Here is a 12011-nt window from a genome sequence, read left to right on the forward strand (position 1 = left end):
CCGCCTAGTGCACCGGACGTCGCCGTCTGCGCCGCCATGCCCAAACAAGGGCAGCTACCAACAGACACGTCCCACCAACCCAAAGCCCAAGCCGGATCAGCCGCGCGCGTCCCTGCTGCGCGAAGGCATAGCGATCGATTTGGTCCGCGGCCGAATATCCCGGCGGCATGTCGAGTACGCCGTTCGCCTTGGCAAAGGCGCGATAGTCGGCGAGCATCGACGCGAAGCGGTCGGGCATCGCCGCCGACAGGTCGCGCGTCTCTCCCGGATCGCGCGACAAATCGTGCAATCGCCAGCGCCCGTCGCCCACCGGCGGCAGATTGCGCACCAGCTTGAAATCGCCCCGAAACAATGCAGCATTGCCCGACAATTCGTAACCAAGCGGATCATCGCCGTGCACGCTGCCTGCCGCATCGCCGAGCATCGGCACGAGGCTGCGCCCCATCACCGGTTCGACTGCCTTGCCCTGCCATTCGCCGCTGTGCAGCGCAACGCCGGCCAGTTCGGCCAGCGTCGGGACGATGTCGGTCACATGCGCAAAGCCCGCTTGGATTGTGCCCGCCCCGACCTTGTCGTTGCCGGGCCAGGCAATGATGAGCGGGACTCGCAATCCGCCTTCGGCCGCGCTGAACTTATATCCGGCTAGCGGCGATGCGGCAGCGCTCGCCCATCCCGGGCCGATCGCGCTGAAGCTGTTCGGCCGGCCGATATTGGCGGTCGAAAGATCATATTGCTGGTTCAGGAAGAACCGGTTGCGCCAGCGGTTGAACGGATTGGTCGGCTCGGCGCCATTGTCCGACAGAAAGACGAAGATCGTATTCTCATAATCGCCGGTCGCCTTGAGGTGCGCGACAAGGCGGCCGACCGCGCGGTCCATCGCCGTCGCCATGCCGGCATAGGCCTGCATCACGCGCACCGCGGCGGCGCGCTCGTCGCGATCGAGCGTCGCCCAATCGGGCGTGGTCGCCATCCGGACCATCGGCGCACCGGCGGGGACGATCCCGAGCGCCGCCGCCCGCTTTGCCCGCGCCGCACGCAACGCGGTCCAGCCGTCGCGGTACATCGCCGCATAGCGAGCGATGTCGCTGTCGGGTGCCTGGATCGGAATATGATTGGCGAGGAAGTTGATCGAAGCGAAGAAGGGCGCATTCGCGGCACGGCCCTCCTCGATATAGTCGATCATCCGTTCGACGACGAAGCGCGACGAATAATAGTCGGCCGGCAAGGTCGCGGGCTTGCCGCCCTCGGTCCAGGCAGCGGTTTCGTATAACCCCTCGATCGGGCGCTGCGCGAAATTGTCGGCGCCCGCATCGGCCAGGCTGAAGGCGCGATGATAGCCGCGTGCTTCGGGAAGCCGCCCGGCATCGCTGCCCAAATGCCATTTGCCGGTCAGATAGGTACGATAACCTGCCGCCTGAAACATCTGGCCGATCGTCACGACGCGATGGTTCATTACCGTGTCGTATCCCGGCTTTCCGCGATGTTCGTCGGGGATGGTTTCGGGCATGTTGCCGAGCCCCGCGCGGTGGCTCATTACCCCCGTCTGGAGCATCGCGCGGGTCGGCGAACAGGAGCCGGCGACATGGAAATTGGAAAAGCGCACTCCCGTGCGCGCGAGCGCGTCGATATTCGGTGTCGCGAATTCGGCGCCAAAGGCCCCGACGTCGGTGAAGCCCCAATCGTCGGCGAGCAGGATCACGACATTGGGGTAACGCGGCGACGCCGCAGGGCGCTGTGCCTGCGCTGGCGTCGCCGCGAACAGGGTTGCCAGAATCAATAAGACGGTGCGGCACAACCTACCGACGCGACCCGGCACCCTCCAGCTGTGCACGCGCACCGCCATGACCCTCGCTCTCCCCTCGATTATATTGACATTGATTATGTCAATATCCTGTTGGGGGCAATGGCCTTTCGGGCGTGATTTGCTGCCGGATCTCGTAGCACCGGCGCATCGACCCAGCGCATCGAAATGGGGTTGACGCGATCATTTTGTTCACTTAATGTTCTTTTTGTGCACAAACAACCTTTCCCCCGTCGCGGCCGCCGGGCGCGGCGGGCGGGGGACAAAGGTTCGCTGCCTCAGCTATCGGGTTTGACGATCTGACCAAAGCGCGCGAAGCTGATCATCAATGTCGACGCCGATGAACAATGCGATGCACAGACACACCTGCGTGCCCCCAGCCCAAAGATTTCTCCGCGCATCGACCAGAGCGGCGATAGCTGCATTTCGAGCCCGATGATGAAGTGGAAGAGCACGACGCCGAGTTCGGCGACGTGCAAGATCGCTTGGGGGTCGGAGAACAGTCTGAGCCCGAACAGACCGATTGCCAGCCCCCCGGCGGCCACGACATTCCGCTGCCCGCGTCCGAGACTTAGAACCTGCCCCTTTGTCTGAGCCGAGATCAAGCGGCTTTCGCGCTTCTTGACCGGATACGGCGCCAGCGCGATAGGATCGCAGACGGGGGGAGCGCCCCGCCCGTGGCGACGCGAACAAGGGGAATGCCATGACGCAGCAGGCGGCGCCACATTTTCCGACCCTTCCGCAGCTGTTCCTCAAATTCCTGCGCTTTGGCCTGCTGGCTTTTGGCGGTCCGGTCGCGCAAATCGCGATGATCCGCGAAGCGCTGGTCGAGGACGAAGGCTGGATATCGTCGGCGCGCTTCAACCGGTTGCTCGCGGTGATGCAGGTTCTACCCGGACCGGAAGCGCACGAACTGTGCGTTCACATGGGGATGATTGCGCGCGGGCGAATAGGCGGCCTTCTCGCCGGGCTGGGCTTCATGCTGCCGGGCTTCGCGCTGATGCTGGCCGCGGCCTGGGCCTATGACGAATGGCTCGCCAGCGGCACGGCAATGGCGAGTGCCTTTTTCGGCGTGCAGCTTGTGGTGCTGGCAATCATCCTGCGCGCGATCGAGCGCATCGGACGCCATGTGTTGGAAGACCGAATGCTCTGGCTGCTTGCCGGACTGGCTTTTGGTGCCACACTTGCAGGCGTTCCATTCTGGATACCGCTGATTGCATCTGGCCTCGCCTATATTGTGTCGGATCGACCATGGATGCTCGCCTTGATAGGCGCCGCGGCCCTGCTCCTGACCCTGCTCGTACCGTACATGCACGCCATAGGGTTGAGCGCCGCGCTCACCCCAAGCCGCGCGACCACCGCCGCGCTGTTCGTCGCCGGACTGAAGGGCGGCCTCCTCACATTTGGCGGCGCCTATACCGCCATCCCTTATGTGCGCGCCGATACCGTTGAACGCGGCTGGCTGTCCGACGGAATGTTCCTCGATGGCGTTGCGGTGGCTGGGGTCCTGCCTGCGCCGCTCGTCATTTTTGCAACTTTTGCTGGATATATGGCGGGAGGGTGGAGCGGTGCGGTTGCGATTACCGCCGGGATATTCCTGCCCGCCTTTGCTTTTTCCCTTATCTTTTTCGAACGGCTCGAGGCTGCAGTCGAGAACCCGGCGCTTCATCGCATGCTGACCGGCATCGCCGCCGCAGTCGTCGGCGTCATCGCCGCGACACTGGTTCAGCTCGGCACTTCGACCGCCGCACGCGCCTCCAACGTCGGCGTGGCGGTGACGATATTTGCCGCCGCAGCGGCGCTGATCTGGAACGCAAGGGGCAGCGCGCGAACGCCGGCGATAATCGCGGCGGGCGCGGCCGCGGGCTGGCTGTTCGCGCCTTGAGGAACGCCCACGATCGGAAACTCACCGGCTGGCTGGGGCGGCAGGATTCGAACCTGCGCATGGCGGTACCAAAAACCGCTGCCTTACCGCTTGGCTACGCCCCAACGGCCGGTGCGAGGGCGCTCTATAGCGGCTCGCCCGGGCTTGGCAAGGCGGCGCTTACAGGCGCGTCACCCAGCCGTAAGGATCGGCGGCGCGGCCGCGCTGGATGTCGACTAGGCGGTTCTTGAGCTTCGCGGTGACCTGCCCCGGACCGCCGGCGCCGATGGTGAAGCTCGCGTCGTGGCGCGTCACCTTGCCGACCGGCGTCACCACCGCGGCGGTGCCACAGGCAAAGCTTTCGGTCAGGCGGCCGCTTTCGGCATCGGCCTGCCACTGGTCGATCGCATAGCGTTCCTCGCGGACCGTCAGCCCCTCGTCGCGCGCGAGCGTCATGATCGCGTCGCGCGTGATGCCCGGCAGGATCGTTCCGGTCAGCGGCGGGGTGACGATGCTGCCGTCGTCGAAGACAAAGAACATGTTCATGCCGCCCAGTTCCTCGATCCAGCGGTGTTCGGCGGCGTCGAGAAAGACGACCTGGTCGTGCCCCTTGGCGATCGCCTCCTGCTGGGCGATCAGGCTAGCGGCGTAATTTCCGCCGCATTTTGCCGCCCCCGTGCCGCCGGGCGCCGCGCGCGTGTAATCGTCGGACACCCACAGCGAGATCGCCGGCGCCCCCGACTTGAAATAATTGCCGACGGGCGAGGCGATGACGAGGAAATGATATTCCGCCGCGGGCTTCACGCCGAGGAACACCTCGCTCGCATACATGAAGGGGCGCAGGTAAAGCGCGCCGCCGTCGACCTGGGGGAACCAGTCGGCGTCGGCGGCGACGATTTCCTTGACCGCCGCGATGAACAACTCCTCGGGCAGCTCGGCCATCGCCATGCGGCGCGCGCTCGCGTTGAAGCGCGCGGCATTCGCCTCGACGCGGAAGAGCGCCATCGCGCCGTCGTCGAGTCGATAGGCCTTCAGCCCTTCGAAAATTTCCTGCGCATAATGGAGCACCGCGGTCGCGGGATCGAGCGTCAGCGGCCCGCGCGGCATCACCTGTGCATCGTGCCAGCCCTTGCCCTCGGTATAGCGGATAGACACCATATGATCGGTAAAAATCCGCCCGAACACCGGGTCCGCAATCGCCGCGGCGCGAACATCCTCGGCCGTAGGGCGGGGATGCGGCAATCGGGAGAAAGCGTTAGCAGACATTGCGGAGGACCTGTCGTCGGGCGGTGGATGGTGCGCGCCTCTTGCCAAAGGAGCGCGCGGGGCGCAACGGTAGTGACGATGGATGACGATAATTTTCTTTCACAAGTCCCGACTGCCTCTGCCCTTTTCTTACGCGAGGATGAGGTGCGTCGGGGAATCGAATATCTGTTTTTCGCACACGGATCGCTTTGGCGCGCAATAGATGCACGGCTTGCCGAGCAGGGGATTGGCCGCGCGCATTACCGTGCGCTCTACTTCATCGCGCGCCGCCCGGGGTTGACGATTTCCGATCTGCTCCTGTTGCTGGGCATCACCAAGCAGTCGCTCGGCCGCGTCATCAAGGAGTTGGAGGCGCGAGAACTCGTTGCGACGCGCCCCGGCAACCGCGACCGACGACAGAAGGAACTGCGCCTTACCGACGCGGGCCGCGCGCTCGAGGCGTCGGTGTTCGGGCTGCTGCGCGACGCGATGAGCCGCGCCTATACGCACGCCGGGCAGGCGGCGGTCACGGGATTCTGGCAGGTGAGCGAAGCCTTGCTGCCGCCGCGCGAACGCGGCCGCGTTGCGCGGCTGGGCGAACCCCCGCGCTGAAATTCAACCGTCGCCGCGCGCGATGTCGGCCAGTTCGCGCCCGCGATCGCGCGCCGCGCGCAGCACATTGGTGAGAAGCGCCGCAAGCTGCCCGTCATTATCGAGCACGTCTAGCCCCGCCTGCGTCGTGCCGCCCTTGCTCGCGACCTGAGCGATGAGCGTTCCCGGGCGTTCGTCACTTTCGGCGAGCAGCGCCGCCGCGCCGCCGAAGGTCGCGGTCGCGAGCGCCAAGGAATCGTCGGACGACAGCCCGAGCCGCTCGCCCGCAGCGGCATAAGCTTCGATCAAACGGAAGACAAACGCCGGGCCGCTGCCGGTGAAGGCGGTGACGAGGTCCATCGTCGAATCGTCGGGAAGCGCGACCGTGCGGCCGAGCGGGTCGAGCAGCGCCGCCACCGCGTCCATGTCGGCATCGCCGCTGCTCGCAACCGCCGACACGCCCGCGCCGATGCGCGCCGCGAGGTTCGGGAGAATGCGGACCTGCGCTTTGGCATCGGGGAAGCGCTCGGCCAGGTCGGAGAGCGACACGCCCGCGAGGATCGAAAGCAGATGCACGTCGCCGATCGCGAGCGGTGCGAGTTCGCCCGCCACTTCGCCGAGTTGCTGCGGTTTCATGCCGAGCATGATCCAGTCCGCCGATCCGCCCGCGCCGCGCCACTCGGCAAGCGACGCGTGTATCACCACGCCGGGGCGTTTCGCTGCCGCCGGGTCGACCACCGCCACCTGCGCCGGGTCCAGCCCCGCCGCGAGCCAGCGATCGAGCATTGCGCCCGCCATATTGCCGCAGCCGACGAGCAGCAGGCGGCCGTTGAAAGTCGTCAAATCCTTGGTCATCGTTCGGTCTTCGTCATGGTCGGCAACTGCTTGCGGGTCCCGAAATCAGGTCGAGGCAGCGGCCGTCGATTTTGCTGCGGTCGAGTTCGAGCCCCGCCAGCGCCGCAAGCGTCGGCAAAATGTCGACGGTCATCACGGCGTTGGACTGCTCGAATCCGGCGAGCCCCTTGCGCCAGAACAGGATCGGCACACGGCGGTCATAGTCCCACACCGAGCCATGCGTCGCGACATATCCGGCACCCGGTTCGGCAATCGGGGTGACGCGCGGCTTCAGCGCCAGAATGATGTCGCCCGAGCGTGGGGCATAGAAGGATGCGCGAATGCGGTCCTTGACCGACCAGAGGTCGGCGGCGCGTGTCGGCATCGGATGCGCCGCCAACTCCTCTGCCGTCAGCGCGACCTCGACCTGCGGATGCGCGCGCAGCCGGGCGAGGACTTCGGCCATCGCCGCCTTGCGCTGCGTCGGTGTGAGTGCCTTCGAGAAATAAAGATCGCCGAAAGGGCCGTCGCCATAGAGCAACGGCTGCGGCAGGCCGAGCTTTTCCGCAACCGCCTTGCCGAGCACCGCGGGATAAAGGGCGGGGTCGACGCGCTGCGCCTCCGGCCAGCCATTCTGGCGGTTGCGTTCGGGCAGGTCATGCCCGCCATGATCGGCGGTCAGCACGGCGGCATAGTCGATCCCGGTCGCGTCGATCCGCGCAAAGAAATCGCCGAGTTCACGGTCAAGCGCGAGCATCTGGAGGCACATTTCGCTGCCTTCGGTCCCCGCGCCATGGCCGACATAATCGGTCGCCGACAGGCCGAGGATCAACAGGTCGGTCCCTGGGCCCTCGCCCATCTTGCGCGCCGCGCGGATCGCTGCACCGGTCGCAAGCACCGCCCCGTCGGCTTCGGGCGACGCCATGAAGCGGCGGAAGTCGCCGCCGTCGCGCGCGAGGCGCCCCGTTCCGACGCTGCCGCCCTTTGCGTCGGTGGCAATCGCAATATCGCGCGCCGCACAGTCGCGCGGCAGTGTCATCGCGGGGCGCGGCTGGGCGATGGCGGCGGCGATCGCCGCGCCGGCCTGGGTGGCGGTGGGCGACAAGGCCGTGCCGCGATAACTCGTCAGCCCGGTCGGTGCGAGCCACATCAGTTCGTCGGCGCGGCGCCCCCCCATCATGATCGCCGCGCGGTCCTTGCCCGCAATCGACACGACCTGCGCCGCCGGGTCGCGCGCCTTCATGAGGTCGCCGAGCGTCGGAACGAGCAGATGCTCGACCGACGGCGCATATTTGCCGCTGCCCGACGCGGTGCCCTCGACGCGCTCGTCCTCGGCGCAATAGACGCGCTTGTCCTCGCGCCCGACCGCAAGGTCGAAATAATTGTTCGCGACGATCCCGGTACGCGCGGGATGGTTGCCGGTGAGGATCGTCGAATGGCCCGGGCAAGTTTCGGTCGCGCCATGTGCCTGATAGCCCGACGGGAAGACGACCCCTGACGCGAGCCGCGCGAAGCCGCCTGTGAAATGGCTGCGATATTCGGAAAACAGATCTGCCGATAACTGGTCCACCGCGATCACCACAAGCAATTTGGGCGCTGTGGCAGCGGGCGCAGATGCCGTGGAGGCGGGACGCGAGTCCTGCGCGAGACCCGCGCTTGCCGCGGTCAGGCAAAGAGCGGTTGCAAGCGCGGTGGTCAGGCGTTTGATCGACATGGCGGCAATTCTCCGGTTCGGCGGCGTCGGCGCGGGCTGTCCTCTCGACGAAAGCCGCCTATATGGCAAGCCTTCAGACTCCAACGGCTGCGGGCGAACAATGGAATTGCGGAATAACGGGATCGTGACAGGCCTTTGGCGGCTGGCGCTGGCGATGGTCGCGATGGGGCAGCTCGCGCTTGCCTCCGCGCACGCGCAATCGACGCATATCGCGCCGAAACTCGTCGCCGAATCCGTGGTCCCCGCCCCCGGCGAAAGCACGAGCATCGCCTTGACGATGACGCCCGACGAGGGCTGGCATGGCTATTGGGTCAATGGCGGCGACGCGGGGTTCGGCCTGTCGGTCGAATGGAATGCGCCCGAAGGCGTGAGCGTGACGCCCTTCCGCTATCCGGTGCCCGAGCCGCTGATCCTGTTCGGCATGATGAACCATGTCTATGAGCATCCCTATGCGCTGCTCGCCGATGTGCGCGTCGATCCGCGCGTCGCGCGGGGGAGCGACATGACGCTGTCCGGCGTTGCCAACTGGCTCGCCTGCACCGACAAGGTGTGCGTTCCCGAAAAGGCGGTGATCTCGGTAAAGCTCGTCGCGGGCAACGGAGCCGTCAGTGCCGCCGACCGCACGCGCTTCGACACATGGCGCGCAGCGCTTCCGCAGCCGCTCGACCGCCCGGGAAGATGGGAGCGGCGCGGCGAGCGCGTGCGCTTTGCCATCCCGCTGCCCGAAAGCGTGGCAATCGATGCGCCCTATCTGTTCGCCGAAACACAGGATGTCGTCGATTATCCGGCGCCGCAGACCTTCAGCCGCAGCGGCGACATGATCGTCGTCGAAACGCGGGCGAAGGGCGGCGCCGAAGGCGAAATCGCAGGATTGCTCCGGCTCGGCGAAGGTCGCGGGCTTTCGGTGCGCTTCCAGCCGGGCGCGGTGCCGGCGGCCGGCAAGGCCATCGCCACGACAGGCGGACGCGACAAGACGTTTGACATCGCCACGTTCTTCGCCGCGCTCGGCGGGGCGCTCGTCGGCGGGCTGATCCTCAACCTGATGCCCTGCGTCTTCCCGATATTGAGCCTCAAGGCGCTGAGCCTCGCGCGCTCCGGGGGCGATGCACGCGCGGCGAAGGTCGAAGGGCTGGCCTATGCCGCCGGCGCAGTGGCGACCGCGCTGCTTCTCGGCGGCGCACTCCTTGGTCTGCGCGCAGCGGGCGAGCAAGTTGGCTGGGCGTTCCAGCTCCAGCATCCGTTGAGCGTGCTGGTATTGTTGCTGCTGACGGTAGCGATCACGCTCAATCTGCTTGGCACCTATGAGCTGCCGTCTTTCGGAGGCGGGCAAGCGTTGGCCGAAAAGGGCGGCGCAGCGGGCGGCTTCTGGACCGGCGCGCTCGCAGCCTTCGTCGCGACGCCGTGCAGCGGGCCGCTGCTCGGCGCGGCGCTCGGCGCGACGCTCGTGCTGCCCGCATGGGCGGCGCTGCCGATCTTCGGCGGGCTCGGTCTCGGACTTGCCCTCCCCTTCCTCGCGGTCGGTTTCGTCCCCGCGCTGCGCCAGCGCCTTCCCAAGCCCGGCCCGTGGATGGCGCGCTTTCGCAAATGGATGGCGCTGCCGATGGGTCTGACCGCGCTCGCGCTCGGCTGGCTCCTCTGGCGCCAGCTCGGCAGCGCCGACGCGCTCGCCTATCCGCTGATCGCGCTTGCGATGGCAATCGCGCTCTTGTGGCATTGGGGATCGATGCAGCGCGGCGACCGGCGCGGCTGGCTGCTCGCCTTGTCCGCACTCCTGTTCGCCGCAAGTTTTGGCGCGGCGGCGGCGGAGCTTGCGTCCGGCAGCCGGTCGGTTGCCGGAACGGGGTCGACCTACTCGCCCGACGCACTCGCCAAGGCACGCGCGACCGGAAAGCCGGTGTTCGTCTATTTCACCGCCGACTGGTGCCTGTCGTGCAAGGCGAACGAAGCCGGCGCGATCAACCGTGAGGCGGTTCAGAAAGCATTCGACAAGGCCGGCGTCGTCACGCTGGTTGGCGACTGGACGAACGGCGATCCTGCAATCACGCGCGCCCTCGCCGAACATGGCCGCAACAGCGTGCCGCTCTATCTCTGGTATGCGCCCGGTGCGGCCGAACCCGAAATCCTGCCGCAGATTTTGACGCCGGGGATGCTGGTGGACAAGGCTGGCTCGCAATGACGGGGAAGGCGTGATGGCAAAACAGCGCGCCGATCAGCTGCTCGTCGACCGCGGCCTCGCGGAAAGCCGGACGCGCGCGCAGGCGCTGATCCTCGCCGGACTCGCCTTTGTCGGCGACCGCAAGATCGACAAGGCAGGGCAACAGCTCGCCCACGACGCCGAGGTCAGCGTGAAGGGCCGCGACCACCCCTGGGTGTCGCGTGGCGGGATCAAGCTCGACCATGCGCTCGCGCATCTCGGCTGGGACGTGGCCGGCGCGGTCGCGATCGATGTCGGCTCGTCGACCGGCGGCTTCACCGACGTGCTGCTGACGCGCGGCGCTGCGCGCGTCTATGCCGTCGATTCGGGCACCAACCAGCTCGCGTGGAAGCTGCGGCAGGACGTGCGCGTAATCGTCCACGAACAGACGAGCGCGCGCATCCTGACTGCAGACCATATCCCCGAACCGGTCGATCTGATCGTCTGCGACGCAAGCTTTATCGCGCTGGCGAAGGTATTGCCGGTGCCGATGTCCTTCGCCCGCCCGGGCGCGCGCCTCGTTGCGCTGATCAAGCCGCAGTTCGAGGCCGAACGGCACGAGGTTGGCAAAAAGGGCGTCGTGCGCGATGCGAGCGTGCATGAGCGCGTCTGTTCCGAAGTGCGCGCTTGGCTCGACAGCGAAGGCTGGGATGTCGCCGATCTGGTCGAGAGCCCGATCACCGGGCCCGAGGGCAATGTCGAGTTCCTGATTGCTGCAACGCAGCGAGGCGCTTGACGCTGGCCCCGCGAGTCGCGACACCTGTACCCAGCGGAATCGCGAAAGGGACCAGCCAGAATGAGCGAACTTGCCACCCCCGGACAGCTGCGCATGTCCTATTGGCGCTGGGCGATGGTCACCGTTCCGGCGATCGTGCTGATCGGCAGCCTGATGGGCTATTTGTCGAACAGCGGATACAGCAACCGTTGGTTCGCCGCGCTCGACCTCCCCGCGATCACGCCGCCGGGTTGGGTGTTCGCGGTCGTGTGGCCGGTGCTCTACGCTTGTCTCGGCCTTGCGCTCGCGATGGTGCTCCATGCGCGCGGCGCCATGGGGCGCGGCTTTGCGCTGCTCCTCTTTTCCGTGCAGTTGTTCGCGAATTTCGCCTGGTCGCCGCTGTTCTTCGGCCAGCATCAGGTGACGACCGCGCTTTACCTCATCATCTTCATCCTGATGGTGACGGTCGCGACCGCCTTTGCCTTTGCGCCGATCCGCAAGGCGGCGGCGTGGCTGCTCGTCCCCTACATGGTGTGGCTCTGCTTTGCCGCAGTGCTCAATTTCCAGATCGACCAGCGCAACCCCGACGCCGAAACCCTTGTTCCGGCGGCGGCGAGCACCCAGATAGAGTTCGGGCAAGGGGTCACCCCCGACGGAGGCAATTGAGCATGCAGAGCGAGAACCGCTTTTTCGACGATCTGGCCAAGATGGTGAACGGCATCGCCGGCACCGTCGCCGGCGCCGGCCGCGAGGCCGAGGCGGCGATGCGCGAGCGCGCGAAGGAATGGGTCGGCAGCATGGATTTCGTCAGCCGCGAGGAATTCGAGGCGGTGAAGGAAATGGCCGCCAAGGCGCGCGCCGAAGCCGATGCGCTCAAGGCACGGCTCGACAAGCTTGAGGGAACGGTAAAGCCCGCGCCCAAGGCTGCGGCGCCAAAGGCGCCGACCAAGCCGGCAGCGCGCAAGCCAAGGGCTGCACCGAAGGCATGATCGCCACCCCGGCGAAGGCTGGGGTGACGGCCAGACTCGCAACCTTACCCGAGAACGGCTAGGG

The 12011-nt window shown here is 66.5% G+C and carries 11 protein-coding genes and 1 tRNA gene; 6 read left to right on the forward strand and 6 right to left on the reverse strand.

Features of this window, described 5'->3' with window-relative positions:
* Positions 1 to 4: 4 nt before the first annotated feature.
* Both H7692_RS06940 and H7692_RS06945 read right to left on the reverse strand, forming a co-directional pair.
* On the reverse strand, positions 5 to 1777 hold the full coding sequence (locus H7692_RS06940) for an arylsulfatase (RefSeq protein ID WP_227339950.1): 1773 nt from the start codon (positions 1775 to 1777) through the stop codon (positions 5 to 7).
* 302 nt (positions 1778 to 2079) lie between these two features.
* Entirely contained in the window at positions 2080 to 2526 is a 447-nt protein-coding gene (locus H7692_RS06945) for a cation:proton antiporter (protein WP_227339951.1), read from the reverse strand.
* On the opposite strand from H7692_RS06945, the gene chrA reads away from it, so the two are divergent.
* Entirely contained in the window at positions 2505 to 3686 is a 1182-nt protein-coding gene (gene chrA / locus H7692_RS06950; protein WP_222135545.1) for a chromate efflux transporter, read from the forward strand. The two genes, H7692_RS06945 and chrA, sit on opposite strands and share 22 nt — an antisense overlap.
* A gap of 29 nt (positions 3687 to 3715) precedes the next feature.
* Here the strand turns inward: chrA and H7692_RS06955 are convergent.
* Both H7692_RS06955 and H7692_RS06960 read right to left on the reverse strand, forming a co-directional pair.
* Positions 3716 to 3790: transfer RNA gene (locus H7692_RS06955), tRNA-Gln, on the reverse strand.
* Between the two features lie 55 nt (positions 3791 to 3845).
* Positions 3846 to 4931, reverse strand: coding sequence for a branched-chain amino acid aminotransferase (locus tag H7692_RS06960; RefSeq protein WP_222135544.1), 1086 nt, complete (start codon positions 4929 to 4931; stop codon positions 3846 to 3848).
* A 78-nt stretch (positions 4932 to 5009) separates the two neighbouring features.
* Between H7692_RS06960 and H7692_RS06965 the strand changes: the two genes are divergently transcribed.
* Positions 5010 to 5522 (forward strand): MarR family winged helix-turn-helix transcriptional regulator, encoded by a 513-nt coding sequence (locus H7692_RS06965; RefSeq protein WP_201929080.1) that lies wholly within the window; start codon positions 5010 to 5012, stop codon positions 5520 to 5522.
* 3 nt (positions 5523 to 5525) lie between these two features.
* Here the strand turns inward: H7692_RS06965 and proC are convergent, their stop codons facing one another.
* Together proC and H7692_RS06975 are read right to left on the reverse strand one after the other, a co-directional pair.
* Positions 5526 to 6356, reverse strand: a complete 831-nt coding sequence (gene proC, locus H7692_RS06970) for a pyrroline-5-carboxylate reductase (RefSeq protein WP_222135543.1) — start codon at positions 6354 to 6356, stop codon at positions 5526 to 5528.
* A gap of 13 nt (positions 6357 to 6369) precedes the next feature.
* Positions 6370 to 8049, reverse strand: a complete 1680-nt coding sequence (locus H7692_RS06975; protein WP_222135542.1) for an alkaline phosphatase family protein — start codon at positions 8047 to 8049, stop codon at positions 6370 to 6372.
* 100 nt (positions 8050 to 8149) lie between these two features.
* On the opposite strand from H7692_RS06975, the gene H7692_RS06980 reads away from it, so the two are divergent.
* The 4 genes from H7692_RS06980 to H7692_RS06995 are packed head-to-tail and all read left to right on the forward strand — an operon-like array spanning position 8150 to position 11947.
* On the forward strand, positions 8150 to 10225 hold the full coding sequence (locus H7692_RS06980; RefSeq protein ID WP_222135541.1) for a protein-disulfide reductase DsbD family protein: 2076 nt from the start codon (positions 8150 to 8152) through the stop codon (positions 10223 to 10225).
* 13 nt (positions 10226 to 10238) lie between these two features.
* Entirely contained in the window at positions 10239 to 10979 is a 741-nt protein-coding gene (locus tag H7692_RS06985) for a TlyA family RNA methyltransferase (protein ID WP_201929061.1), read from the forward strand.
* 60 nt (positions 10980 to 11039) lie between these two features.
* Positions 11040 to 11624, forward strand: a complete 585-nt coding sequence (locus H7692_RS06990) for a TspO/MBR family protein (RefSeq protein WP_201929059.1) — start codon at positions 11040 to 11042, stop codon at positions 11622 to 11624.
* 2 nt (positions 11625 to 11626) lie between these two features.
* Entirely contained in the window at positions 11627 to 11947 is a 321-nt protein-coding gene (locus H7692_RS06995) for an accessory factor UbiK family protein (RefSeq protein ID WP_201929057.1), read from the forward strand.
* Positions 11948 to 12011 lie beyond the last annotated feature (64 nt).

The sequence above is a fragment of the Sphingopyxis sp. P8 genome (assembly GCF_020622175.1).
Taxonomy (GTDB): Bacteria; Pseudomonadota; Alphaproteobacteria; order Sphingomonadales; family Sphingomonadaceae; genus Sphingopyxis; species Sphingopyxis jiangsuensis.